This window comes from Sphingobium sp. (assembly GCF_032153725.1).
GTDB lineage: Bacteria > Pseudomonadota > Alphaproteobacteria > Sphingomonadales > Sphingomonadaceae > Sphingobium.
Window position 1 is genome coordinate 1 of sequence record NZ_JALDYQ010000043.1, and the last position, 26,660, is coordinate 26,660.

20 protein-coding genes are annotated in these 26,660 nt (G+C 64.7%); 10 read left to right on the plus strand and 10 right to left on the minus strand.

Going from position 1 to position 26,660, the window contains the following annotated elements; genetic code table 11:
• Positions 1-318: 318 nt before the first annotated feature.
• The 5 genes from adh to RUH75_RS14405 all read left to right on the plus strand — a co-directional run bounded on the left by adh (position 319) and on the right by RUH75_RS14405 (position 8,698).
• Positions 319-1,839 carry an aldehyde dehydrogenase gene (gene adh, locus RUH75_RS14385; RefSeq protein ID WP_313807124.1) on the plus strand — a complete coding sequence of 507 codons (1,521 nt, stop codon included), beginning with the start codon at positions 319-321 and terminating at the stop codon, positions 1,837-1,839.
• Between the two features lie 117 nt (positions 1,840-1,956).
• Positions 1,957-2,355, plus strand: coding sequence for a DUF779 domain-containing protein (locus tag RUH75_RS14390; RefSeq protein WP_313807126.1), 399 nt, complete (start codon positions 1,957-1,959; stop codon positions 2,353-2,355).
• Positions 2,356-2,391: 36 nt separating this feature from the next.
• Positions 2,392-3,549: an FIST N-terminal domain-containing protein gene (locus RUH75_RS14395; RefSeq protein WP_313807128.1), complete on the plus strand. Its 1,158-nt coding sequence runs from the start codon at positions 2,392-2,394 to the stop codon at positions 3,547-3,549.
• Positions 3,546-5,747, plus strand: coding sequence for a NahK/ErcS family hybrid sensor histidine kinase/response regulator (locus RUH75_RS14400; RefSeq protein ID WP_313807130.1), 2,202 nt, complete (start codon positions 3,546-3,548; stop codon positions 5,745-5,747). Before RUH75_RS14395 ends, RUH75_RS14400 begins: the two co-directional genes overlap by 4 nt.
• A 293-nt stretch (positions 5,748-6,040) precedes the next feature.
• On the plus strand, positions 6,041-8,698 hold the full coding sequence (locus tag RUH75_RS14405; protein WP_313807133.1) for a GAF domain-containing protein: 2,658 nt from the start codon (positions 6,041-6,043) through the stop codon (positions 8,696-8,698).
• Here RUH75_RS14405 and RUH75_RS14410 read toward each other — a convergent pair whose 3' ends face one another.
• The 7 genes from RUH75_RS14410 to pedF form a co-directional block, all read right to left on the minus strand.
• On the minus strand, positions 8,699-8,893 hold the full coding sequence (locus RUH75_RS14410; RefSeq protein ID WP_313807135.1) for a hypothetical protein: 195 nt from the start codon (positions 8,891-8,893) through the stop codon (positions 8,699-8,701). It lies immediately after the preceding gene.
• Between the two features lie 113 nt (positions 8,894-9,006).
• Positions 9,007-11,223: a catalase/peroxidase HPI gene (gene katG, locus RUH75_RS14415; protein WP_313807137.1), complete on the minus strand. Its 2,217-nt coding sequence runs from the start codon at positions 11,221-11,223 to the stop codon at positions 9,007-9,009.
• Between the two features lie 197 nt (positions 11,224-11,420).
• Positions 11,421-11,885 carry a YbaK/EbsC family protein gene (locus RUH75_RS14420; RefSeq protein ID WP_313807139.1) on the minus strand — a complete coding sequence of 155 codons (465 nt, stop codon included), beginning with the start codon at positions 11,883-11,885 and terminating at the stop codon, positions 11,421-11,423.
• A 517-nt stretch (positions 11,886-12,402) separates the two neighbouring features.
• The gene (locus tag RUH75_RS14425; RefSeq protein WP_313807141.1) at positions 12,403-13,173 is read right to left on the minus strand and encodes a response regulator transcription factor; all 771 of its coding nucleotides are present in this window, start codon (positions 13,171-13,173) and stop codon (positions 12,403-12,405) included.
• Positions 13,174-13,185: 12 nt separating this feature from the next.
• The gene (locus tag RUH75_RS14430; protein ID WP_313807143.1) at positions 13,186-14,925 is read right to left on the minus strand and encodes a methanol/ethanol family PQQ-dependent dehydrogenase; all 1,740 of its coding nucleotides are present in this window, start codon (positions 14,923-14,925) and stop codon (positions 13,186-13,188) included.
• Positions 14,926-15,057: 132 nt separating this feature from the next.
• Positions 15,058-15,909, minus strand: a complete 852-nt coding sequence (locus RUH75_RS14435) for an ABC transporter substrate-binding protein (protein WP_313807145.1) — start codon at positions 15,907-15,909, stop codon at positions 15,058-15,060.
• A gap of 1 nt (position 15,910) precedes the next feature.
• A complete protein-coding gene (gene pedF, locus RUH75_RS14440; protein WP_313807147.1) occupies positions 15,911-16,336 on the minus strand; it encodes a cytochrome c-550 PedF in 426 nt (141 codons plus the stop codon).
• A gap of 150 nt (positions 16,337-16,486) precedes the next feature.
• Between pedF and RUH75_RS14445 the strand changes: the two genes are divergently transcribed.
• The 5 genes from RUH75_RS14445 to acs all read left to right on the plus strand — a co-directional run bounded on the left by RUH75_RS14445 (position 16,487) and on the right by acs (position 23,869).
• Positions 16,487-17,443: a PQQ-dependent catabolism-associated beta-propeller protein gene (locus RUH75_RS14445; RefSeq protein ID WP_313807149.1), complete on the plus strand. Its 957-nt coding sequence runs from the start codon at positions 16,487-16,489 to the stop codon at positions 17,441-17,443.
• 140 nt (positions 17,444-17,583) lie between these two features.
• Positions 17,584-18,963 (plus strand): porin, encoded by a 1,380-nt coding sequence (locus RUH75_RS14450; protein WP_313807151.1) that lies wholly within the window; start codon positions 17,584-17,586, stop codon positions 18,961-18,963.
• A gap of 90 nt (positions 18,964-19,053) precedes the next feature.
• Complete coding sequence (locus tag RUH75_RS14455) at positions 19,054-21,336, plus strand: TonB-dependent receptor domain-containing protein (protein WP_313807154.1); 2,283 nt, start codon at positions 19,054-19,056, stop codon at positions 21,334-21,336.
• A gap of 91 nt (positions 21,337-21,427) precedes the next feature.
• Positions 21,428-21,895 (plus strand): pseudoazurin, encoded by a 468-nt coding sequence (locus RUH75_RS14460; protein WP_409592367.1) that lies wholly within the window; start codon positions 21,428-21,430, stop codon positions 21,893-21,895.
• A 9-nt stretch (positions 21,896-21,904) separates the two neighbouring features.
• On the plus strand, positions 21,905-23,869 hold the full coding sequence (acs, locus tag RUH75_RS14465; protein ID WP_313807158.1) for an acetate--CoA ligase: 1,965 nt from the start codon (positions 21,905-21,907) through the stop codon (positions 23,867-23,869).
• A 58-nt stretch (positions 23,870-23,927) separates the two neighbouring features.
• Here acs and RUH75_RS14470 read toward each other — a convergent pair whose 3' ends face one another.
• From RUH75_RS14470 to ligK, 3 genes are read right to left on the minus strand one after another with little or no spacing between them, the layout of a single operon-like run.
• Complete coding sequence (locus RUH75_RS14470; protein ID WP_313807160.1) at positions 23,928-24,812, minus strand: amidohydrolase family protein; 885 nt, start codon at positions 24,810-24,812, stop codon at positions 23,928-23,930.
• Positions 24,809-25,903: a 4-oxalomesaconate tautomerase gene (locus RUH75_RS14475; RefSeq protein ID WP_313807162.1), complete on the minus strand. Its 1,095-nt coding sequence runs from the start codon at positions 25,901-25,903 to the stop codon at positions 24,809-24,811. The genes RUH75_RS14470 and RUH75_RS14475 overlap by 4 nt, the downstream gene beginning before the upstream one ends.
• On the minus strand, positions 25,896-26,570 hold the full coding sequence (gene ligK / locus RUH75_RS14480; RefSeq protein WP_313807165.1) for a 4-carboxy-4-hydroxy-2-oxoadipate aldolase/oxaloacetate decarboxylase: 675 nt from the start codon (positions 26,568-26,570) through the stop codon (positions 25,896-25,898). The genes RUH75_RS14475 and ligK overlap by 8 nt, the downstream gene beginning before the upstream one ends.
• Between the last annotated feature and the right edge of the window lie 90 nt (positions 26,571-26,660).

Genomic DNA, 26,660 nt, shown 5'->3' on the forward strand with positions numbered 1-26,660 from the left:
GGTCAAGCCCGGGGTGACGAGGGTGGGAATGTCCACAAATGGTCGAAACCCGCCTCAAATTTTCCTGTCCTACAAGCTTACGACCGGGTTAAGGCGAACCGGCTCTTTGAACCGTAAAGCCCCGATAGCAATTCCGCACGGAAGGACGCTCCTCCGTGCCTCTATCGTGTCACCCTTGTCACCTATCGCGACAGTGCCGCCGAAGCAACGGCGGCAAATGACCTTGCCCGACAAAGGGCCCGACCCAAGGTCTAATTGTCCCTGTCCCCAAAAGGTTCATCCTGTCCCTCAACTTCAGACGAGTCCGGGAGAGGATGGATGTTACAGCAGGCAATGGCGCGGTTCGCGGGCAAGACCCTGATCCGCGATAAATATGAGAACTTCATCGGCGGTCAGTGGGTGAAGCCCACCCGCGGCGATTATTTCGACAATATCTCGCCCGTGACCGGCCAGGCCGTGTGCAAGGTCGCCCGCTCGACGGCGGAGGATATCGAACTGGCGCTCGACGCCGCGCACAGGGCGAAGGACAGCTGGGGCCAGCGCTCCGCCACGGAACGCGCCAATGTCCTCAATCGCATCGCGCAGCGTATGGAGGAGAATCTCGACCTGCTCGCCATGGCCGAGACGATCGACAACGGCAAGCCGATCCGCGAGACGACCGCCGCCGACATTCCGCTCGCCATCGACCATTTCCGCTATTTCGCCGCCTGCGTCCGCTCTCAGGAAGGTTCGATCGCGGAGATCGACCATGACATGGTCGCCTATCATTTCCACGAACCGCTGGGCGTCGTCGGCCAGATCATCCCGTGGAACTTCCCGATCCTGATGGCGGCGTGGAAGCTGGCCCCCGCGATCGCCGCGGGCAATTGCGTGGTGCTGAAACCCGCCGAACAGACGCCCATGTCGATCATGGTGCTGATGGACCTGGTCGGCGACCTGATCCCCGAGGGCGTGCTGAACGTGGTCAACGGCTTCGGCGTGGAGGCGGGCAAGCCGCTCGCCACCAGCAAGCGGATCAGCAAGATCGCCTTCACCGGCGAAACCACCACCGGCCGCCTCATCATGCAATATGCGTCGGAAAACCTCATCCCGGTGACGCTGGAGCTGGGCGGCAAGTCGCCCAACATCTTCTTCGCCGACGTGATGGACGCGGACGACGATTATTTCGACAAATGCCTTGAAGGCTTTGCGATGTTCGCGCTCAATCAGGGCGAGGTCTGCACCTGCCCCAGCCGCGCGCTGGTGCAGGAATCCATCTACGAAAAATTCATCGAGCGCGCGGTCGCCCGCGTGCAGAAGATCGTGCAGGGCAGCCCGCTCGATCCCGCGACGATGATCGGCGCGCAGGCGTCGAACGACCAGCTGGAGAAGATCCTCAGCTACATCGACATCGGCCGGGAAGAGGGCGCCCGGGTGCTGACCGGGGGCAGCCGCGCAAATCTCGGCGGCGAACTGGCGGACGGCTATTATGTGACGCCGACCGTGCTGGAAGGGCATAACAGGATGCGCATCTTCCAGGAGGAGATTTTCGGCCCGGTGCTGTCGGTCACGACCTTCCGGGATGAGGCGGACGCGCTCGCCATCGCCAATGACACGCTCTACGGCCTTGGCGCCGGGGTGTGGAGCCGCAACGGCAACACCGCCTATCGCATGGGCCGCAACATTCAGGCGGGCCGCGTCTGGACCAACTGCTACCACGCCTATCCGGCCCACGCAGCCTTTGGCGGTTACAAACAGTCGGGCATCGGCCGCGAAACCCACAAGATGATGCTGGACCATTATCAGCAGACCAAGAATCTGCTGGTGAGCTATTCGACCAAGGCTCTGGGATTTTTCTAAAGGCGACGGGTCGCACCATGCCGAAGGCGGGCCTCTCCTCTTTCAACGCCTTTGGTTTCGGCGGGCACTCGGGGACGGGTGCCCGCCTTTTTCCGTTTCCCCGGGGAAAGGTCGATCATGGCTGAAATTCCGCCCCGCATCCTTGCCACGCCAGAAGCCGAAGCGCTGATCGCCCGCCTCACCTCCCGCCACGGCCCGCTGATGTTCCACCAGTCGGGCGGCTGCTGCGACGGTTCCGCACCGATGTGCTTCCCCCGCGGCGAGTTCAGGACCGGCGGCCAGGACGTCCTGCTGGGTCATGTCGCAGGCGACGTGCCGGTGTGGATCGGCGCGGCGCAGTTCGAATATTGGCGCCACACGCAGGTCACCATCGACGTCGTCCCCGGCCGGGGCGCGGGCATGTCGCTGGAAAGCCCGGAGGGAGTGCGCTTCATCGTCCGTTCGCGAGTGTTCACGGACGAGGAGGCGGAAGCGCTCGCCGCGGCAGGAGAACCTTTGCGAGGCGATGGAAACTGAATAGAAGAAAAAGGGAGAAAATGCGGGGAGAGGAACATGACGATGCTGGCATCGGAAATCGCCTTTGCGTCGAGCCATGCGGGTGATCCGGCCATGGCCATGGCGGAAGTCGCCGGGCAATTGCGGGAAGAGCCGCTCGCCGGGATGCTGCTGTTCTGCTCGCATCGCTTCGATCGGGAGGCGCTTGCGCGCGCCGTCAACCGGCAGAAGGAGAAGATGGGGGGCGAAGCCGTGGTCGCCATCGGCTGCACCAGTTCGGGCGAACTCACGGAAAATGGCTATGATGAGGACAGCCTGAGCGTCATCGGCTTTCCCGCCACCGCCTTCCACATGACCTCGCTCTGCTTCGACGATATAGAGGATTTCGACCCCGTCGCCGCGCGGCAGGCGGTGCGCGCGCTTGCCACCCGCGCCGATCGCGACAGCCGCCATCTGGGCGACAGGGTCAATCATGTCGCGCTGTTCCTGGTCGACGGCCTCTCGCATCGCGAGGAATTGCTGACCATGACCATTCAGGACGGATTGGGCGATATCGCGCTGATCGGCGGATCGTCGGGCGACGGCATGGCCTTTCGCGAGACGGCGATCTTCGATGGCGGGCGTTTCCATGCCCGTGCCGCCGTGGTGGCGATCCTCTCGACCTCGCGCCCGCTCCATGTGTTCAAGGCGCAGCATTACCGCCCGGGCGAGGCCAGGATGGTCGTCACCGGCGCCATCCCGCAGGACCGCATCGTGACAGAGATCAACGCCGAACCCGCCGCGCAGGAATATCTGCGGCTGGCGGGCCATGCGGGCGAGGCTTTGGGCTTGGCCTTCTACGCCGCGCATCCGCTGATGGTGCGGGCGGGGGGCGATTATCATGTGCGCTCGGTCCAGAGCGCGAACCCCGACGGCAGCCTCACCTTCTATTGCGCCATCGATGAGGGGATCGTGATGACCGTGGGCGAGCCGGTGGAGCGCATATCGGGCATGGAGACGCTGTTTCAGGATATTGCGGCGCAGGTGGGTCAGGTCGACCGCATCATCGCCTTTGACTGCGTCCTCAACCGCATCGACGCCGAACAGCGCCAGATCAGCCGCGCCGTGTCGGAACTGTACGGACGCCATCGGGTGATCGGCTTCAACACCTATGGCGAGCAATATCATGCGCTGCACGTCAACCAGACCTTCAGCGGCCTCGCCATCGGCCGATGAATGACGCGGACCTCTCTTCCGCCGAACTGGAGGCGCTCAGGCAGGAAAACCGCAAGCTGCGCAAGATCAATGCGGCCCTGATCGACCGGGTCGAACGGTCCAGCGACATGGCTGGCAATGCCTTTTCCATGTTCGAGACGGCGATCTCGCTGGAAGCCATGGTGCGCGAGCGGACCATGCAGCTGGAGGAGGCGCTGGCCAAGCTGGCGGAGGCCAATGCCGACCTTGCCGCCGCCCATGCCACGGCAGAGGCCGCGCAGACGCGGCTGCGCGACGCGATCGATTCCATTAACGAAGGTTTCGACCTGTTCGATGCGGAGGATCGGCTGGTCCTGTTCAACGAAGCCTATCTCGGCTTCTGGCCGGAACTGGTGGACCATATCCGGGAGGGCATGAATTTCGATGAGATCGCCAGGCTGGCGGCGGCGCATCATCGTCCGGTGGGGCAGGACCGCTGGGTGTCCGACCGGCTCGCCCGGCACAGCGTGGCGGAGGGTGGCCATGTCCAGGCGCTCTCCGACGGCCGCTGGGTGCAGATCAACGAACTGCGCACCAGCGAGGGTGGCATCGTCGGCATCTATACCGACATCACCGAAGTGAAGGCGGAGGATGCCCGCGCTCGCGCGCGCGAATTGGCCGAGCGCAATATCGTGTTGCAGGCGACGCTGGACAATCTTTCCGAAGGCGTCTGCCTGTTCGACGCGGAAGGGCGCGTGGCGGCCTGGAACGAGGCGCTGCAACGGTTGCTGGAACTGCCGGAGGATTGGGCGCAGGACATGGGGCAGCACGCCGCTCTGGCGGGCTGGTGCCGGGATCGGCTGGGCATGGCGGATCGCGGCTGCCTTGATTGGGGCGCGGATCGTGCCGAACTGGTCGAGGCGGGCGAGCGGCGCTTCGAAGTCCGCAGCAATGCCATGGCGCGCGGCGGGCAGGTGATCGGCTTCACCGACGTCACCGACATGCTGCGCGCGCAGGCGGCGCTGCGCGAAACGGCCGAGACGCTGGAACGACGCGTCGCCGAGCGCACTTCCGAACTGGAAGCGGAAGTCACGGAACGGCGCGAGATCGAGGCGCAGTTGCTGGACGCGAAAACCGCCGCGGAAAAGGCGAACCTGTCCAAGACAAGCTTCCTCGCCGCCGCCAGCCATGACCTGTTGCAACCGCTGAATGCGGCGCGGCTGTTCGTCGCGGCGCTGGGCGACCGGCGGCTGGCGCTGCCGACGCGGGCTTTGGTCAACCAGACCTCCACCGCGCTCGATTCGGTGGAGGACCTGCTGGAAGCGCTGCTGGAGATCAGCCGCCTCGACGCCGGCGCGATCCAGCCGGAGATCAGCGATTTCCGCATTGATCGGCTGCTGGACACCCTGCGCACGGAATTCGCGCCCATGGCGCGATCCTCCGGCCTTGTGCTGACGGTGGAGACGTTGACATCGGAGGGACCGGTCTGGGTGCGTTCGGACATCCGCCTGCTCCGCCGCATCCTCCAGAATTTCCTGTCCAACGCGCTGCGCTACACCCAGCGCGGGTCGGTGCGCGTCGTCTGCGCGCCCGGCGCCCAGAATATCCGCCTCAGCGTCACCGACAGCGGGCCGGGCATCCCGATCGACAAGCAGCAGCTGATTTTCGAGGAGTTCCGCCGTCTGGACAGCCGGACCGCCGGCAAGGGGCTGGGCCTCGCCATCGTGCGGCGGGCCAGCGACATGCTGCGTCATGAAGTGACGCTGGAATCGGTGCCGGGGCAGGGGGCGACCTTTTCCATCATCGTGCCCGCAGGGCAGGCGGTGGTGGATGAAGGGGAGGGGGGCAGCCCGCCCCGCAGCGACCGGTCGATGCGGGGCCTCAACGTGCTGGTGGTCGACAATGAACGCGCGATCCAGACGGGAATGTCGACGCTGCTGGGCGGATGGGGCTGTACGGTGACGACGGCGGGCGGCTTCGAGGAGGCGGTGGCGCCCTTCGCGGAAGGAAAGGCGCCTGACCTGATCCTGGTCGACTATCATCTGAATGACGGCGAAACGGGCGATGAGGTGATCGACCGGCTGTACCGGCATTTCGGACGGGCGGTGCCATCCGTGATGATCTCCGCCGACCGGGGCGAGGCGTTGAAGGCGAAGCTGGATGCGCGGGGGATTCCGCTGCTGAACAAGCCGGTGAAGCCCGCGCAGCTGCGCGCATTGTTGCGGACGATGCTGAAATAGCGCTTCGCAGGTCCACCTCATGGACGTAAAAAGCCCCCAGCAGAAGCTGGGGGCCAAGGTTCAGGGGTCGACGGCCAAGGGGGAGGGGGATGCCGCCGACGCAGGGCTTCTGGCCGCCAAATGCTGCGCGCGAATGTCAAAATATGTCCGAACGGTGCAAGACGGCGGGGGAATTCCGGGGCAAGGCACGAAAATTCGACCAATTGTTCCACTGTTGCAATCGTTGCGGTTGGTCACTGAAAAACAATAGCTTATGCTCAGGCGGGGATCAGGCCGCAAAGGTCCGTTTGTTGATGCAGAAAGTGAAGGAGGAGATGGCCGCGCCGTGGCCACGTCTGTTCGCAGCCGCCGAGCGGCTGGCGAAGGCGCGGTCGCTGGACGACGTGGTGGAAGTCGTGCGATCGACCGCGCGCGGCATCATCGGCGCGCAGGGCATCTGCTTCGTCACCTGCGAGGGCGATCATTGCCATTATGTCGCGGAGGATGCGATCGCGCCGCTCTGGGCCGGGCAGCGCTTCCTGCTGACCCAATGCATTTCCGGCTGGGTGATGCTGCATGGGCAGCCGGCGGTCATCCCCGACATCTACGCCGACCCCCGCGTCCCCCATGCGGCCTATCGCGCAACCTTCGTCAAAAGCCTGGTGATGATGCCGGTCGATGCCGGCGACGCGCAAGCCGCCATTGGCGCCTATTGGGCGGAAAAGGATGCGCCCGGCGATCCGGCGGTGGAACTGCTGGGGCAATTGGCGCGGCTGGTGGGCGCGGCGATCCGCAACGTGGCGCTCCAGACATCGTTCGAGATCGTCAACAAGACCGGCGCCATGGTGGCCTCCGACCAGGATCTGGAGCGGATCGTCCAGACCGTCACCGATGCCGGGGTCGAGCTGACCGGCGCGGAATTCGGCGCCTTCTTCTACAACCGCGTGGCGGAGGATGGAGAAAGCTATATGCTCTACAGCCTCTCGGGCGTGTCCCGGCAGGCCTTTGCGAATTTCCCCATGCCGCGCAACACGCCGGTCTTTGACGCGACCTTTTCGGGCCGGGGGGTGGTGCGCTCCGACGACATCCGGCAGGACGCGCGCTACGGGCATAGTCCGCCCCATCACGGCATGCCGCAGGGGCATCTGCCGGTAACCAGCTACCTCGCCGTGCCGGTGATCTCGCATAGCGGCGAAGTGCATGGCGGCCTCTTCTTCGGCCATCACAAGCCCGCCCGCTTCAGCGCCGAGCATGAGAAGATCATGCTCGGCATTGCGGGCCATGCCGCGACGGCGATCGACAATGCCCGGCTGCACCAGCAGGCACGGCGGGAAATCGATGCCCGCGCCAGGGCCGAAGCGGAACTACGCCAGTTCAACGCTACGCTGGAACAGCGGATCGAGGCGCGCACGGCGGAAATCCAGCGCGCCTTCCACCAGCTTCAGGAAAGCGAACAGCGCTTCGGCATATTGGTGCAGGGCGTCACCGACTATGCGATTTGCATGCTCGATGCGTCGGGCATCGTCACCAGCTGGAATGTCGGGGCGGAACGGATCAAGGGCTATGCCGCGGAGGAGATCATCGGGCAGTCCAGCACGATCTTCTATACGGCGGCTGATCGCGACGCGGGCATGCCCGCCCGGACGCTCCAGGTGGCGGCACTCGCCGGACGTTTCGAGGCGGAGGGTTTGCGTGTACGCAAAAATGGCACGGAGTTCTGGGCGAGCGTGGTCGTCGACGCGGTGCATGACGATCATGGCCGGCTGATCGGCTTTGCCAAGGTGATGCGCGACCTGACCGAAAAGCGCGCGATCGAGGATCAGTTGCGCCAGGCGCAGAAGATGGAGGCGGTGGGCCAGCTGACCGGCGGGATCGCGCATGATTTCAACAATCTGCTGACGGTGATCACCGGCAATATCGAACTGGCCGAGCGGGCGCTGCAAGAATCCGATGGCGGGGAAAAGGCGCGGCGCGCGGTGGCCAATGCGATGCAGGGGGCGGAGCGGGCGGCGGCGTTGACGCAGCGGCTGCTGGCCTTTTCCCGCCGCCAGCCGTTAATGCCCAAACCGCTGGACCTTGGGCAGATGGCGGATGATCTGGCGGACCTGCTGAAGCGCGCGCTGGGCGAGCTGATCCGGCTGGAAATTCGCCGGGGCGCTGCGCTGTGGGCGGTGGAGGCCGATCCCAACCAGATCGAAAGCGCGCTGCTGAACCTTGCGGTCAACGCGCGCGATGCGATGGCGGAGGGCGGCACGCTGATCATCGGGACGGCGAACGTCCATCTGGACGATGGCTATGTGGCGCGGCATCCCTATGTGCTGCCCGGCGATTATGTGATGATCGCGGTGGCCGACACCGGCACCGGCATGAACCAGGCGACGCTGGCGAAGATCTTCGAACCCTTCTTCACCACCAAGGAGATCGGACGGGGCACGGGCCTGGGACTCAGCCAGGTCTACGGCTTTGTCAAGCAGTCCGGCGGCTATATCGAGGTGCAGTCGCAGGAAGGGCAGGGAACGACGGTCCAGCTCTATCTGCCGCGCTTCACTGGAGAGGTGGTTGCGGCGGCGGGCGAGCGCAAGAAGCGCACCGGCGAGCGGGCAAAGGGTGAAACCATATTGGTGGTGGAGGATGATGCGGGCGTGCGCGCCTATTCCGCCGAAATATTGCGCGAGCTGGGCTATCGGGTGATGGAGGCGGCGGACGGCGTTGCGGCGCTGGAACTGGTGGAACAGCCGGGCCAGGCGATCGACCTGCTGTTCACGGACATCGTCATGCCGGGCATGTCAGGCAGCGAACTTGGCGAACGGGCGCGGGCGCTGCGACCGGAGCTGAAGGTGTTGTTCACCAGCGGCTATCCCCGCGATGGGGTGATGCGCGACGGACGGCTGGAGGCCGGGATCGCGCTGCTTCCCAAGCCCTTTGCGTTGGGGGATTTGGCGGGACAGATCAGGGGACTGTTGGACGGGTGATCATACCCCTCCCGCCTGCGGGAAGGGGGATGAAGTCACCGCCCCCGGGGTCAAATGCCGCCTTTCCATTTCATCCAGCACGGCCTGTTCGAATCCGGTCAGGTTCTTCCGATCGCTGATCCTGCGACGGATGGTGAAGAGCTGCCCGTCCGAGAGATCGGACGCGTTCGCAGCATCTTTCAGATGATCATGCACGACGAGTCTCCAACGGAGACAATATCGCATGAAAGTTACGCAGCCTCAATTAAATAGAAAACCGTTACTTCAACGGGCAAAGGCCGCCGCCGAAGAAGCGGCCTTCCCTTCTTTCAGGCCGCCAGATCGAAGCGGTCCGCATTCATCACCTTCACCCACGCCGCGACGAAGTCCTTCACGAATTTGTCGCCCGCATCGGCCGAAGCATAGACTTCCGACAGCGCGCGCAACTGCGAATTCGATCCGAATGCCAGATCGACGCGCGTGGCGGTCCATTTTGGCTCGTCGGTCTTGCGGCAGGTGCCCGTGAACAGGCTGGTTTCCGTCTCCTTCCAGGCCGTGCCCATGTCGAGCAGGTTGACGAAGAAGTCGTTGCTGAGCGTCCCCGGCCTGTCGGTGAACACGCCATGGCCGGAGCCGCCATGATTGGCGTCCAGCACGCGCAGCCCGCCGACCAGCACCGTCATTTCCGGCGCGCTCAGCGTCAGCAATTGCGCGCGGTCGATCAGCAATTCCTCCACCGGCACGTTGAATGGCACGGGCAGATAGTTGCGGAAACCGTCGACTTTCGGCTCCAGCACCTCGAAATTCTGCACGTCCGTCTGCTCCTGCGACGCGTCGGTGCGGCCCGGGGTGAAGGGCACATCGATGCTGCGCCCGCCATCCTTCGCCGCCTTTTCGATGGCCGCCGATCCGGCCAGCACGATGAGGTCGGCGAGCGAAATCTTCTTCGCCCCCGCGCCGTCATACTCGGCCTTGATCGTCTCCAGCGCGCCCAGCACACGGGAAAGCTGCTCGGGCTGGTTCACGTCCCAGTCCTTTTGCGGCGCCAGGCGGATGCGCCCGCCATTGGCGCCGCCGCGATGGTCCGATCCGCGATAGGTCGATGCCGACGCCCAGGCCGTCTGCACCAGTTCCGCGACGCTGAGGCCCGAAGCCAGTATCTTCTGCTTGAGCGAGGCGATGTCGGAAGCCTCCACCAACGGATGGTCGACCGCCGGGATCGGGTCCTGCCAGATCAGGTCCTCGGCCGGGACTTCGGGGCCCAGATAGCGCGCCTTGGGCCCCATGTCGCGATGGCACAGCTTGAACCATGCGCGGGCGAAGGCGTCCTCGAACGCCGCCGGATCGTCCCGGAACCGCTCAGAGATTTTCCGATATTCCGGGTCCATCTTGAACGCCATGTCGGCGGTCGTCATCATCGTCGGCACGCGCCTGTCGGGACTGTGCGCGCCCGGCGCCATATCCTCCGGCTTCTGGTTCACCGGCTGCCACTGTTTGGCCCCGGCGGGGCTCTTCACCAGTTCATATTCATAATCGAGCAGCATGTGGAAGAAGCTGTGGTCCCAGGTCCGGGGCGTCGGCGTCCACGCGCCCTCTATGCCGCTGGTGATGGTGTGGTCGCCCACGCCGCTTTCATAGCCGCTCTGCCAGCCCAGCCCCTGCTGCGCGATGTCCGCGCCCTCGGGTTCCTTGCCGACCTTCGACGCATCGCCCGCGCCATGGGCCTTGCCGAACGTGTGGCCGCCCGCCGTCAGCGCGACGGTTTCCTCGTCATTCATCCCCATGCGCAGGAAGGTTTCGCGAATGTCGCGCGCCGATTGCAGCGGGTCGGGATTGCCGCCCGGCCCCTCCGGATTGACGTAGATCAGGCCCATCTGGATCGCCGCCAGCGGGCTTTCCAATACCATGTTCTTTTCCGGCTGGATGCGCGTCTGGTTGCCGGGCTGGTTGACCCATAGCTCCTCTGTGCCCCAGTAAATGTCCTTTTCCGGCTCGAACACGTCGGCGCGGCCGCCGCCGAAGCCGAAGACCGGGCCGCCCATCGACTCGATGGCGACATTGCCCGCCAGGATCATCAGGTCCGCCCAGCTCAGCTTCTGCCCATATTTCTGCTTCACCGGCCAGAGCAGCCGGCGCGCCTTGTCCAGATTGGCATTGTCCGGCCAGCTGTTGAGCGGCGCGAAGCGCTGCGAGCCGGAGGATGCGCCGCCGCGACCGTCACCGGTGCGGTATGTGCCTGCCGAATGCCAGGCCATGCGGATGAAGAACGGCCCATAATGCCCGTAATCGGCCGGCCACCAGGGCTGGCTGTCGGTCATCAGCGCGGTCAGGTCCTTTTTCAGCGCCTGATAGTCGATCGACTTGAACGCGGCGGCATAATCGAAATCGTCGCCCAGCGGATTGCCGGACAGGCCGTTCTGCTGAAGAATGTCGAGGGAGAGCTGGTTGGGCCACCAGTCGCGATTGGTGCGTCCCAGCAGGGACCGCAGAGCGGCCGGTTCCTTCATCGGGCAGGCCAGCGGATCGTTGCTCGTCTTTGCGTCCATTGCGCGATTCCTTTCAGCTTCTCCGGGACCGCGATTTTAGGCGATGCCCTGCGCGGGGGGAACATGGGAAGACGGTGTATTTTTCCGATAACAGTGTGGAATTTATTGCATGAGAGGGCAGGGGCGCTTGCCCCCCCGCACAGCCGTTCGGACGGGGCATGGACCTCGTCCGAACCGCTGTGGGGAATGTGGCCCCCCTAGATGCTGAACGCGAAATGCCCGGCTCCCTTTTGCAGCCGCCGCCAGTTTTCCGCATTCATGTGAATGAGCGTGCTGTGATCCCCACCCTCGAACCACACGTCCTGATCCATCAGCATGTCGTCATCGATAAGGGTCTTCAGCCCATAAGCCGCGCCGATCGGCGGGATCGCGCCCAGTTCGCAATCGGGGAAGAGCGCCGCCGTCGTATGCTCCTCCGCCAGAGAGACGTCGCGCGCCAGCCATTGTTGCAGGAAGTTGAAGCTCACATGCTTGGAAGAGGGCAGGACGGCCAGCATATATTCGTCGCCCGCCTGCACCAGCACCGCCTTCGCCACCTGCCGCCCCGGCACATGGGCCGCCTGCGCCGCCCGCGCCATTTCCGTGGCGGGTTCATGCGGCCATTCGTCGAATCTCGTGCCGCAACGGTCCATATAACCGCGCAATCTTTGGGAAATCGCCATGACATCCTCCATCGACCCAAATGCCGGGGGCATGGTCAGCCGGGCGTCACGCGCGATAGTCTGGCCAGTGCCATCCAATGGATCAGGAATAGCAGATTCCACCCCGATAACCAATCGTCATGGCCCCTCCCGAAAGCGTCGCGCGACACTTTCGTCCATGCCTCCAAAGGCGCATGCGCCCTCCTCCTCAATCGCTGGCGAATCAGCATGTTGGGCAGATGCCGTGCGGCACGGCCTCCGCTAATATGGCGCTGCCGCTGACCGCTCGGGGAGGCTGCGGCATCGCGCCGTCCCCCACGGCGCGATCTTTGGACCCGGCTGCCCCGACCATCCTTGCCCATGGCGGTTACAGCCGGGTCCACCATCTGCCTCCCCGCGGATTTTCCTGTCCTACAGCGGAACTTTCCTTCTAAGCCGAAAACCGGCTCTTTGACCCTGTAGGAAAACCTAAGGAAAGGCGCGGTCCTTCGCGCCAGCATCGTGTCACCTGTGTCACCCGGCCCTGGGGCCTCAAACCCTAATCCGCCCGGAAATTCACCAGATTGGCCTTGATCACCGCCTGCGTCCGGCTGAGCACCCCCAGCTTCTGGAGGATCGCCGAGACATGCGCCTTGATCGTCGTCATCGACACGCCCAGATCATGCGCGATCTGCTTGTTCAGCCGCCCGCGCACCAGATGCATCAGCACCGTCTTCTGTTGCGGCGTCAGGCTGTCGATGCGGCGGACGATCTCATCCTCCTCGGCGGTCGGCGCGACGCTCTCGCCCATGGCCTCGGGAAGATAGATCTCGCCCGACACCACCCGATGGAGCGCGTCGACAATGGCGCTGCGCTTCAGCGATTTCGGGATGAAGCCCGCCGCGCCCGCGGCCAGCGCTTCCTGTACGATAGCGCGGTCGAAGGCGCCTGAAACCATCACCACGGGAAGGATCGGGAAACGATCCCGCAGCAGTTTCAGGCCATCAAGGCGGCGGACATCGGGAATGTTGAGATCCAGCAGGATCAGGTCGAAATTATCCTGCTTTTCCAGCGTGGCGACGGCTTCATCCATGCTCGCCGCCTCGAAAATCTCGCAATTGTCGAAGCTGATTGCGATCACGCTGCGAAGCCCGTCGCGCACAAGGGGGTGATCGTCGACGATCAGCACCCGCTCCATGATCGCTTCGTCACTCATGAACTGGCCCACCCCTCGACCCGGATAATCGGACAAGTCACGGGACGTGGCAAGCCGCATCGCGCCCGGCGGAGGAGGCTGGTGGATATGGTTGCCGCGTCCCATGACGATCATGACCGATGCTCCTTATTTCGGCAGCTTGAACACCCAGAGCGAACCGCCCTGATTGATGTCCCTGAACGATTTGGCGACCTCGCCGCCCCAAAGCGGCACCGCGCCGCCCCAGCCGGACATGACGGCGACATATTGTTCGCCATCCTGTTCCCACGTCACGGGGCTGCCGACCACGCCGGAGCCGGTCTGGAACTTCCACAACTCCTGCCCGGTCTTGGCGTCGAAGGCTTTCAGATAGCCTTCCGGCGTCCCGGTGAAGACCAGATTGCCCGCCGTCGAGAGCACCCCGCCCCAGAGCGGCGCCTTGTTCTTATATTCCCAGGCGATCTTGCCGGTCCTGGGGTCCATGGCGCGCAGCACGCCGATATGATCCTCGGCAATCGGCTTGATGGTGAAGCCCGCGCCCAGATAGGCCGCGCCCTTCTTGTAGGCGATCGGCTCGTTCCAGATATCCATGCCCCAGTCGTTCGACGGGATGTAGAACAGCCCGGTGTCCTGGCTATAGGCCATGGGCATCCAGTTCTTGCCGCCAAGGAAGCTGGGGCTGGCGAAGACCGGCTTGCCCTTTTCCGTGGTCGGCGCGCCGGGGCGGCCCGCGTCGATCGTCTGGGGCTTGCCGTTCTTGTCGAAGCCGGTGGCCCATGTCGTTTGGGCGACGAACCTGTTGGCGCTGATGAACTTGCCGTTGGTGCGGTCCAGCACGAAGAAATAGCCGTTGCGGTCGGCCTTTGCGCCCAGCTTCATCGCCTTGCCGTTGATGGTGGCGTCGAAGGGGATGAACTCGTTCACGCCATCGAAATCCCAGCCATCATGCGGCGTGGTCTGGAAATGCCATTTGATGACCCCGGAATCGGGATCGATGGCGAGGGTCGAACTGGTGTAGAGATTGTTGCCGGGGCGCAAATGGCTGTTCCATGGCGCGGGGTTGCCGGTGCCGAAGAAGAGCAGGTTGGTTTCCGGGTCATAGGTGCCGCCCAGCCAGGTCGCGCCGCCGCCGGTCTTCCACAGGTCGCCGGTCCAGCTCGCATTGGTCTTGCCGGTGATGCCGTTATCCTTGCCGTTGAGGGTGCCCATATGCCCCTCGACCGTGGGGCGGCGCCAGACCAGTTCGCCGGTGTTGACGTCGCGCGCCTCGACCGCGCCGACGATGCCGAACTCGCCGCCGGAGTTGCCGTAGATCACCTTGCCCTTCACCACCATCGGCGCGGCGGTGGCGGAATAGCCGGCCTGATAATCGGCGGTCTGCTTGTTCCAGATAACCTTGCCGGTGTGACGGTTCAGCGCCACCATATGCGCGTCCAGCGTCGCGAAGATGATCTTGTCGCCATAGATGGCCGCGCCGCGGTTCACCACGTCGCAGCAGGGCATGATCGCTTCGGGCAGGCGGGCGTCATATTGCCATTTTTCCTCGCCGGTGCGGGCGTCGAAGGCGAACAGGCGCGAATAGCTGCCGGTGACGTAGATGGTGCCGTCATAGACGATCGGCTGGGCTTCCTGGCCCCGCTGCTTTTCGCCGCCCAGAGACGAGGCGAAGGCGGGGACCAGCCTGGCAACGTTGGAGGCGTTGATGGCCTTAAGCGGGCTGAAACGCTGCGCTTGCGGACCCATGCCATAGGTCAGAACGTCGCCGGGCGTCGCCGCGTCGTTCATCAACTCGGCATCGGTCGGCCCTTCGGCCAGCAGCGGCGCGGCGGCAACCGCCAGCGTCAGCATTGCGGCACCCGATAGCGCACGCATCATACGTCCTTTCATTCCATCCTCCCTCTGTTGAAGGGGCGCTCGTGACGCCCCTGACATCATCAGATTATTGCAGCCATTGTGCGCAGCAATTGGACCTTGGGTCGGCCGATTCTCCAGCCCCTCTCCTGAAGGGCGGAACATGCGTCATCCCGCCGCCAGCGCCGGCGCCCATTCCACCCCATAAGGCGCGAACAGCGCCTTCATCTCGCCGCTCGAAGCCATGGCGGAGATGATCTCCTCCACCGCATCGCCCAGCGTGCGGCTATTCTCCTTGACCGCCATGCCGATATCCCAGCCCGGCGAGGTAAAGGCGGGCAGCGGTCCCTTGCGCACCGCCAGCGTCGCGCCACGATGCAGCCCTTCCTCGATCTGCGCGCGGCTGGCGAGCACCGCATCGGCCTTGCCCGCCGCCACCGCCGCCACCGCGTCGGAGCCGCTGGGATAGTGCGCGACATCCTTCGCCAAAATTCCGCCGAAGGCGCCGATCAGGTAGAAATCGGGGATCGAATCCAGCTCCGCCGCCAGCCGATGACCGCGCCAGCCTGTCGGCGGCGCCTCCAGATCGATGGCATTTTGCGTACCCGCAAAACGGAAGCTCTCGCGATAATAGGGTGCGATGATCGCCACCTGATCGTTGCGCGCGGCGAAGGTCCGGTCGAAGGGGATGTGCAGCATCAGGTCGCCCGGCGCGAAGCCCAGCAGCCCGCCTTTCCACACCCCATGGCGCAGATCGTCGTCCACGCTTTCGTCGGCCACCAGTTCGGCGACATCAGCGCGCACGCCCAGCTTGGACGCAATGGTCTGCGCCAGATCGACGTCCAGCCCGACCAGCCTGCCGCCTTCCTCCCAGGACCAGGGGCGGTTGTCCTTATAGACCACCACCCGCAGCACGCCCGATTCCTTGACCTTGCCCAGCGGCGCTGCATGGGTCATCCCCGGCAGCAGCCCCAGCGCAAAGGCGGCGCTTCCGCCAAGGAGGGTCCGGCGGCTGATCATTTCAGCCTTCGTGCTTGGTTTCGAGCCAGGCGCGGATCGCCCAGCCGGCCTTCTGACCCAGAACGTCGCCGAAGGGCGGCATATAGACCTTTCCATCATGGCTGGAGCCGTGGCGGAAGCGCTCGACAAACCATTGGTCGCCCGACTCACCCTGCTCCAGATAGCGCAGATCAGGCGCGATGCCGCCGCTTTCCGCGTCCAGACCGTGGCAGCGGGCGCAGTTCTGGCCGTAAGCCGACTGGCCGATCTCGATCGCCTTGGCATTGCCGCTATAGGGATTTTTCTGAAGCCATTCCGCGCCGATTTCCGGCAAGGCGGAAGTGTCGACGGCCTGCGGCGTCACATTGCCGTGCGCCATCAGGCCGGTTGCCGTGGTCGCGCCCAAAATGGCGATGGCGCCCAGCAGCGAAATGCGTCCCAGTTTCATGCTTGAAATCCTCACCCGGTATGTCCCCTGATTGCCTCCGATTGTAAGCCAGCGCGGCTTGTGCCCCCATAGGCCATTGGTACTATCCCGATGGCGGTGCCTGCCCGGTAGACCTTGGGGATGAGAGCAGGCTGGAGAGGATTTCAGGGCATGAAACGCATCATTCTGGCGGGGCTGATGCTGATCCCGACAGCCGCGCAGGCGGAGACGCTCTATGTCTCCAATGAGCGCGGCAACAGCATCACGGTGATCGATGCCGCCAGTGCGAAGGTGATGGCGACATGGGCCGTGGGTGGTCGGCCGCGTGGGATCGCGGTGTCGAAGGACGGGCGCTACATTTATCTCTGCGCCTCGACCGACCATGCGGTGCAGGTGATCGAGCGGGCGACGGGGAAGGTGGCGGCGGAACTGCCCTCGGGCGAAGATCCCGAGCAATTCTTCCTTTCGCGCGACGGGAAAACGCTGTTTGTCGCCAATGAGGATGATGCGGCGCTGACCGCCATCGATCTGGCGACGAGGAGCGTCGCCTTTCAGGTTGATGTCGGCGGCGAGCCTGAGGGTGTCGCGCAAAGCCCCGACAGCCAGTGGGTCGCCGTCACCTCCGAGGAGGATAATGTCGTCAACTGGATCGACGTCGCGAAGAAAGAGATGGTGGACACCACGCCGGTCGACCTGCGCCCCCGTCATGTCGAGTTCACCGCCGATGGCAAGCAACTTTGGGTCGCGGCGGAGGTAGGCGGCACGGTGCAGATCATCGACACCGCCTCGCGCAAGGTGGTGGAGACATTGCACTTCGCCATTCCGGGCGTCGCGGAGCATCGGATATTGCCCTGCGGCATCCGCTTCACGCCTGACGGCAGGACGGCGGTGATCGCGTTGGGCAGGGGCGATCATGTCGCGCTGGTCGATGTGGCGACGCGCAAGACGCGTGCCTATGTGCCGGTCGGCAAGCGGGTGTGGCATGTCGCGGTGAGCAGCGACGGTGCGCGGGCTTATGCCGCCAATGGACTTTCGGACAATGTGAGCGTGATCGACCTGGCCAGTGCCAGGGTGACGGGGACCATCCCGGTGGGGTCCGCGCCCTGGGGGATCGTGGCGGTTCCCTGAACCCCGGTTATTCGCCTTCCGCACAGGGGAGGTATAGGTCCAAGGAAGGAAGCCCTAAGTTCAATTTCCGCTCCGTCCCGTCCACCCCACTTTCCCCCTCACGCCGGGGGCTTTGACCGGCATATAAGAGGGAGGATGACATGAAAAGGACGCTGCTCCTTGGCTGCGCGGCACTGGGACTGCTCGCGGCTACTGCCACGCCGGCCATGGCGGGAACCACGGCCGATCTGCTGAAGCGCCTGCACGAAAAGGGCATATTGTCCGACGACGAATATCAGGAGCTGCTCGGGAATGAACGCGCGGAAACCGTCGCCGCGCCCGCAGCCTCGGCATCGTCCGACGACAAGACCGTCGTCCGCGTCGCCGGCAGCGGCGTAGGGCTGCAAGTGGGTGATGTGACGCTCAAATTTTCGGGCTCCGTCAACGGCTTCTACGTCCATGACAATGGCGAGGCGCCCAGCGCCACCAACAGCGTGGTCGGCGGCGTGGCGACAGTCGGCAGCAACAGCTCGGCCATTCGCAACGGCCTGCTGCCGGGCTTCCTGAAGGTGGAGGTCACGACCAACCAGGGCGGCTGGGACGTTGGCGCGCATTTCGGCATGTATCCGGGCATCAACTCGGTCAACTATGCGGCCGGCGGCGGCGCCAACAGCCCCGGCAACCCGCGCGGGCTGCAAACGGCGGGGATCGATTTCCGGCAGACCTATCTGACCTTCGGGCGCCCCGGCTTTGGCGAAGTGAAGATCGGCCGCGACATCGGCCTGTTCGCGTCGGAGCAGATTTTGAACGACATCACCCTGCTGTCCTCGGGCACGCCGGCGGGCAATGTCGCACCGTCCAATACCACGCTGGGGCGGATCGGCGTCGGTTATATCTATACCGATTTCCAGCCGCAGATCACCTACACCACGCCCAGCTTCAGCGGCTTCACCGCGAGCGTCGGCATTTTCGAACCGCTCTCCTCGCTGACCGGCCCGGATGAATCGAACAAGGAACCCGGCTTCCAGGGCAAGCTGGTCTATGATGGCAAGTTCGGTGGCGTGGCCACCCGCCTCTGGGCGGCGGGCATCCGGCAGAAGCATGATGTGGTCGCTGGTCCCGATTATACCGGCTGGGGCTGGGATGCGGGCGCGAAGGTCACGGTGGGGCCGCTGACGCTGGTCGGCACCTATTATGACGCTTCGGGTCTGGGCACCACTGCGCTCAACCTTTTCGACACCGATGGCCTGGGCAACAGGCGCGACAGCCACGGCTTCTATTTGCAGGGCCTGGCGAGCTTCGGCAAATTGTCGGTCGGCGGCAGCTATGGCGAGAGCAATCTCGATTATGCCAATGCCGCAGATGCGCTGGCCAATCCAACGCTGGTTGACAAGAACAGCAGTTATGTCGGGCAGGTCCGCTATGGCCTGACCAACTGGGTCACGCTACTCAGTGAATATGTCCACACCAGGTCGGAAGCGCATAACGGCAATCAGGCGAGTTCCGACGCCGTCGCGGCGGGGGCGATCCTGTTCTTCTGATCTTGACCCAAGGACCAATGTCACAAAGGGGGGCCGCATCCTAACAGGGATGCGGCCCTTTCTCATGGGGGCTGATAAAAAGGACTGGGGATGAGGAAAAGCCTGTGGATGGCCGGCACCGCATTGGCGTTCATGACGGGACAGGCGCGGGCCGATGCTGCCGATGCGGAGCGGCAACCGATCATCGTCACGGCGCCGGGTGGCGCGGTCGATGCGGATGACGCGCTTCGCGTGACCGGCGCTGACATCAGCCGCGCGGGAAAGCCTGATCTGCTGGATGCGCTCACCCGCAATATCGCCGGCGTCACGCTACAGGACGCGCAGGGCAATCCGTGGCAGCCCACTCTCGTCTATCGCGGCTTCACCGCCTCGCCGCTTCAAGGCCAGGCGCAGGGACTGGCGGTCTATCTCGATGGCGCGCGCTTCAACCAGCCCTTTGGCGATACGGTCGCCTTCGATCTGTTGCCCGAGGCGGCGATCCGCAGTTTCACGCTCTTCGACAGCAGCGCCGTCTATGGCCTCAACGCCCTGGGCGGGGCGATGGTGGTCGACACTAGGACGGGCCTGAGCGATCCGGGGCTGGAGGCTGGCCTTACCGGCGGCCGTTTCGGTTCGAGGGAGGCGAGCGTCGCAGGAGGTTTCAACCGGGGCGATTTCAGCGCTTTCGGGGCTTTCCAGTACCGCCATGAGGATGGCTGGCGCGATCATTCGCCCTCGACGCTCTATAATGGCTATGCCGATCTCGGCTTTGATACCGCGACCGGCGGACTGCATCTGAAGTGGGTCGGTGCGGACACCGACCTGACCGGCAATGGTGTCGCGCCGGTGGAGTTGCTGGCGGCGGATCGGCGCGCGGTCTTCACCTGGCCGGACAATGCGAGCGCGCGCTATGGCCGGGTGAGCCTGCATCCATGGGTGGCACTCAGCGATCGGACGCGGATCGAAGGCACTTTCTACGCCCAGCAGGTGAAGCTGCGCACGGTGAATGGCGACGCCGCCGATATCGAGGGGTGCGAGGACGGGTTGCTCTGCCTGGAAAGCATGGATGGCGGGGAAGCGACGCTGCTGACGGATGCGGATGGTCATGCGATCGCCGACAGCCTGGGTGGCGAAGGCTATGGCGTGCTCAATCGAGGGTGGTTGAATAGCCGGGCGATGGGCGCTCTGGTGCAGATCATTGATGAGCGGCCCTTGCTGGGCGAAGAAAATCACCTCGCCATCGGCGTCAGTTACGACACCAGCCGCAGCCGTTTCGGCACCTCGGCAGAACTGGGGGAACTGACAGAGGATCGTAGCGTCGAAGGACTGGGTCCCGCCATCGTGCAACAGGACGGCGCGATCGGGCCAGTGGGGCTGATTGCCCATGCCAGCTATTGGGGCCTGTTCGCGCAGGACCGGCTGCCGCTGACCGAGCGGCTCTCGGCGGAGATCGGGCTGCGCTATAATCGTGCCGCGATCGGCATGCGCGACCTGATCGGCACGGCGCTCAACGGCGAACATCGGTTCGAACGGCTCAATCCGGGCGTGGAACTGGACTATCGGCTGTCGGATCGGCTGAGCCTGCGCGCAGGCTATGCGCAGAGCAATCGCGCGCCGACGCCCGCCGAACTCTCCTGCGCTGATGAAAATGCGCCGTGCAGCCTCGCCAATTTCTTCATCGCCGATCCGCCGCTGAAGCAGGTCGTCGCCAGGAGTTGGGAAACCGGCGCTGGCGGGCGGGGGCAGTGGGGCGGGTTTCAGCTCGAATGGCTGCTGTCGGCCTATCGCACGCGCAACCGCAACGACATTCAATATGTGGCGTCGGCCATTCGAGGGCGGGCCTGGTTCCGCAATATCGGCGCCACCCGGCGGCAGGGCGTGGAGTTCAGCCTGAAGGCGAAACGTGGCGGCTTTGCGGGGGGCTTCAGCTATGCCTTCACCGACGCGACCTACCGGCATGATCTGGCGCTTTCCAGCCCTGCCAATCCGGCGGCGGATGCGGATGGCGTGATCTTCGTCCGGCCCGGCGACCGGTTGCCCGGCATCCCGCGCCATAGCGCGACGCTGTCGCTGGATTATGCGGGGCGGGGCTGGTCCGTCGGCGGCGATGTGATCGCGCGCTCAAGCCAATATCTGGTGGGGGATGAGGGCAATGATCAGGCGCGGCTGAAGGGCTATGCCGTGGTCGATCTGCGCGCCAGCATAGATATCGGGCGGGGGGTCACGCTGTTTGGGGAATTGCGCAATGCGTTCGACCGGACATATGCGACCTTCGGGACTTTTGCCGATGTGGGTGCGGTGGAAATGGCCGAGGCGCCGGGCGCGTCCAATCCGCGCGCCTATGGACCGGGCGCGCCGAGGCGGTGGTATGCGGGGGTAAGGGCGAAATTCTGACAGGGGCTATCCAGTCCGTCGTCTCTTTAGGACCAAAGGTCAATTGCGGCATTCCCTCCCACTGCGTCATTTCAACGCCAAGAGACATTTGATGGGAGAGAGAATCTTGACCGACATCCGCATCACCCTGGGCGGCCTCGCCGCCGCTGCGCTTCTGACGCTGGCGCCGCTGACCGCGCAGGCGAAGGACATCGTGGTCCATATGAAAAATCAGGGCGCCGACGGCGCCATGGTGTTCGAGCCTTCCTTCATCAAGGCGGCGGTGGGTGACACCATCCGGTTTCAGCCGACCAACCCCAGCCATAATGCCGAAACCATGGCCAACATGCTGCCAGCGGGCGCCACGCCGATGAAGGGCGCGATGAACAAGGAAGCGGTGCTGACCGTGACCAGGCCGGGCCTCTACGGCATCAAGTGCATGCCGCATTATTCCATGGGCATGGTCGCGCTGGTGCAGGTGGGCAAGGCAAGCCCCGCCGATCTCGCCGCTGCCCGGGCGGTGAAGCTGCCGCCCTTCGCCGCCAAGCGGATGACCGCCGCGCTCGCCAAGGTGAAATGAGGCAGGCCGATGCTGACGACGCACGCACAAAAGAGCGATGATCTCTACCCCGTGCCGCCGCAATGGGCGGCCGAGGCAAAGGTCGACGCGGCTGGCTATGCCGCCGATTATCGCCGCTCGCTGGAGGACCCGCAAGCCTATTGGCTGGAACAGGCGGAGCGGCTGGATTGGCTGCGCGCGCCCACCCGTGCCGATGAGAGCAGCTTTGCCGAGGGCGATTTCGGCATCCGCTGGTTCAGCGACGGCATGTTGAACGTGTCGGCCAATTGCCTGGACCGGCATCTGGCGGAACGCGGGGATCAGGCGGCGATCGTCTGGGAACCGGATGATCCGGCGGAACCGGCGCGGCGCTTTACCTACGCCCAGCTGCATGCGGAAGTGTGCCGCTTCGCCAATGTGCTGAAGGGCGCGGGAGTGGAGCGCGGCGATCGGGTGACGCTCTATCTGCCGATGATTCCGGAGGCGGCCTTCGCGATGTTGGCCTGCGCGCGGATCGGGGCGATCCATTCGGTGGTTTTCGGCGGCTTCTCGCCGGAAGCCCTGGCGGGGCGGATCATCGATTGCGACAGCAAGCTTGTCATCACCGCCGATGAAGGACGGCGCGGCGGCAAGGCGGTGCCGCTCAAGCGCAATGTCGATGCGGCGGCCGCCATGGCCCCGGTGCTGAAGACCGTGATCGTCGTCCGCGCGACCGGGGGTGCCGTGGCGATGGAGCCGGGTCGCGACGCTTATTATGATGAACTGGCCGCGCGCGTTTCCGACGATTGCCCGGCCGAAGCGATGAACGCGGAAGATCCGCTGTTCCTGCTCTACACGTCCGGATCGACGGGCAAGCCCAAGGGCGTGTTGCATTCGACCGGCGGCTATCTGCTCTGGGCGGCGATGACTTTCGACATCAGCTTCGATCATCGTCCCGGCGAGCTGTTCTGGTCCTCCGCCGATGTCGGCTGGGTCACGGGGCATAGCTATATCGTCTATGGGCCGCTGGCCAATGGGGGCACGACGCTGATGTTCGAGGGCGTGCCGAACTGGCCGACGCCTTCGCGCATCTGGGAAGTGGTCGACCGGCATCAGGTGACGACGCTCTATACCGCGCCGACGGCGCTGCGATCGCTGATGAAGGAGGGGGACGAATATGTGACCCGCACCAGCCGCGCATCGCTGCGCCTGATGGGCACGGTAGGCGAGCCGATCAATCCGGAGGCGTGGCGCTGGTATCATCAGGTGGTGGGCGAAGGGCGCTGTCCGATCGTCGATACCTGGTGGCAGACCGAGACGGGCGGGCATATGATCACCCCCTTGCCGGGCGCGACGGCCCTGAAGCCGGGCGCCGCGACCAAGCCTTTCTTCGGGGTCGCGCCGCTGCTGGTGGACGGCAACGGCGTGGCCGTGGAGGGCGCGGGCGAGGGCAATCTCTGCATCGCGCGGAGCTGGCCGGGGCAGGCGCGGACGGTCTGGGGCGATCATGAGCGCTTCTTCCAGACCTATTTCACCACCTATCCGGGGCTGTATTTCACCGGTGACGGGTGCCGGCGCGACGCGGACGGCGATTATTGGATCACCGGCCGCGTGGACGATGTGATCAATGTGTCGGGCCATCGCATGGGCACGGCGGAGGTCGAAAGCGCGCTCGTCAGCCATGAGAGCGTGGCGGAGGCGGCGGTGGTCGGTTTCCCCCACGATATCAAGGGGCAGGGCATCTACGCCTATGTGACGCTCAACAGCGGCGAGGTTGCCGATGAAGGGCTACGCAAGACGCTGGTGGCATGGGTGCGGCAGGAGATCGGACCGATCGCGACGCCCGACGTGATCCAGTTCGCGCCGGGCCTGCCCAAGACGCGCTCGGGCAAGATCATGCGCCGCATCCTGCGCAAGATCGCGGAGGGCGAGACGTCCGCGCAAGCGCTGGGGGATGTGTCGACGCTGGCCGATCCGGGCGTGGTGGAGATGTTGGTGCAGGGAAGAGGGGGGTAGAAGCCCGCTGGCTTTTACCCGTCATTCCCGCAGAGGCGGGAATGACGGTTCAGGAAGGTTATCCCGCCACCTCTTCCGGCCAGTAAAGCCGCATCGGGTTGTCGACCAGCAGCTTGCGCTGCAACTCCGCCGTCGGGGCGATGCGCGGGATCATGTCGACCAGCGCGCCGTCGTCGGGGATCGCCTTTTCCATATTGGGATGCGGCCAGTCCGTGCCCCATAGCACCCGGTCCTGATAGTCCGCGACCAGCGGCGCGACCGAACGGGCGAAATCGTTCCAGGGCGCGCCCCTGGGGTCGAGCCGGTCGGGGCAGGTTACCTTGGTCCAGATATCGTCGCGGCTGTCGAGCAGTGCGCGGAATGCCAGCATATCGGCGCCGTCCGGACCCTGCGAAACATCCGGGCGGCCCATATGGTCGATCACGATCAGCGTGGGGATCGCGTCGAGGAAGGGGCGCATCTCCTCCAGAATATCCGCCTCGAAATAGACGACCACATGCCAGCCGAGCGGCTGGATGCGGCGGGCGACTTCGATGAACTTGTCCTTGGGCGCATCCTCCACCAGCCGCTTCAGGAAATTGAAGCGCACCCCGCGCATCCCGCCTTCATGCAATTTTTCCAGTTCCGCGTCGCTGATCGCGGGATCGACCACGGCGACGCCGCGCGCTTTGCCATCTGACTTCGCGATCCCGTTCAGGGTCGCTGCATTGACCGTGCCGTGGCAGCTTGCCTGCACGATCACATTGCGCGCGAAGCCCAGCCGGTCGCGCAGCGCGAACAGCATGTCCGGCCCCGCATCTTCAGGCAGATATTTGGCCTTGGGACTGAAGGGGAATTCCGCCATCGGTCCGAACACATGGCAATGCGCGTCCACCGCGCCGGGCGGCGGCGTGAAGGCGGGGACAGAGGGGTTGCCGTGCCATGAGATAAGCCGGTCATTCATGCGAACACCTCTCCATCCATCAACTTGCGCGCGGTGCGCAGCATCGCGGCGCTGATGACGGCGCCTTTCTCGTCCAGTTCCATGACGCAGGTGGTTTCACCGGTCGGATGCTCGACCGACAGCGTCTTGCGGCTGCCTTCGGGGATGCTCGCGACCTGGGCGGCGGGCGATCCTTCGATCATGCAGGCGGTGGCGACGCTGACCGCGCCGAGCACGCCGATCGAGGCATGGGCGCGATGCGGGATGAAGCTGCGCACCGTGACCGCGCCGCCATGGCGGGGTGGCGCGACCAGCATCATCTTGGGCACCGATTTTTCCCTGACGTCGCCCAGATTCATCCGCTCGCCCACGGCAAGGCGGATTGCCTCGATCCGCGCCTTGAGCGCCGCATCAGCATCCAGCGTGTCGCGATCCTCATAGCCGGTGATGCCGACATCCTGGGCCTTCATGACGACGCAGGGCATGCCATTGTCGATCAGGGTCACGCGCACGCCCTCTACCTCATCGAACGCGTTGCCGGTCGGCAGCAACGCGCCGCAGGATGAACCGGCGGTGTCGCGGAACTCCAGCGGGATCGGCGCGGCCGATCCGGGCACGCCGTCGATCGTCGCCTCGCCATCATAGCGGACCTTGCCGTCCGGCGTTTCGACGGTGGCGACGGCGATCTGCCCGGTGTTTTCCATGAAGATGGTGACGCGGGTTTCGTGCGCCTGCGCCGCGACCAGGCCGCGCTCGATCGCGAAGGGGCCGACGCCTGCAAGGATATTGCCGCAATTCTGCGCGTCGCTGACGATGCCCGCATCGACGAAGACCTGGAGGAAAAGATAGTCGACATCGACGCCCTTGCGCTCTGACTTCGTCACGACCGCGACCTTGCTGGTCAGCGGGTCGGCGCCGCCCATGCCGTCGATCTGTCGCGGATCGGGGGAGCCCATGATCCGCAGCAGGAAGGCGTTGCGGGCGTCGGCGTCGGCAGGCAGGTCCGAACCAAGGAAATACCCCCCCTTCGACGTGCCGCCGCGCATCCACATGACACGGGCGCTGGTTTGCTTTCCGCCGCTTTCGGGCGCGGAACCGGCGGGATCAGACATATTTCAGTCCCATCTCTTCCAGACGCGGACGCATATTGTAGATGTCGAGGCCCAGCTCGCCCGCCGCCAGACGCACGCGCTTGGCTTCCTCGGCGGCTTCGCGGGCCTGTGCCTTTTCCAGCACTTCGGACGCCCTGGCGCGCGGCACGATGCACACGCCGTCATCGTCCGCGATCACCACGTCGCCCGGATTGACCAGCGCATTGGCGCAGATGACCGGCACGTTGACCGATCCGATGGTGTTCTTGACCGTGCCCTGCGCATGGACGGCCTTCGACCAGACGGGAAAGTCCATCGCCGTCAGGTCGCGCACGTCGCGCACGCCCGCGTCGATGATCAGGCCGCGGCAGCCGCGCGCCTGCGCCGATGTGGCGAGCAGGTCGCCGAAATAGCCATCGGTGCATGGGCTGGTCGGCGCGAGGAGAAGGACATCGCCTTCCTTCAACTGTTCGATCGCGACATGGACCATCCAATTGTCGCCGGGAGCCGCCGAAATCGTAACGGCGCTGCCCGCGATCCGCGCGCCGCTGTAGATCGGGCGCATATAGGAGGCGAGAAGGCCGGAGCGGCCCTGCGCTTCGTGCACCGTGGCGACGCCGCATCGGGCGAGGCCATCGATGATGGAAAGCTCCGCCCGCTCGATATTCTGGACGACGACGCCGGACATTGATCCTTCTCCCACGAAAGCAAAGCTGATCCTCTCATGAAGGAGCCGGGCGGAGCGAACAAATCCGATCTATGCGCCGACCATAAAATT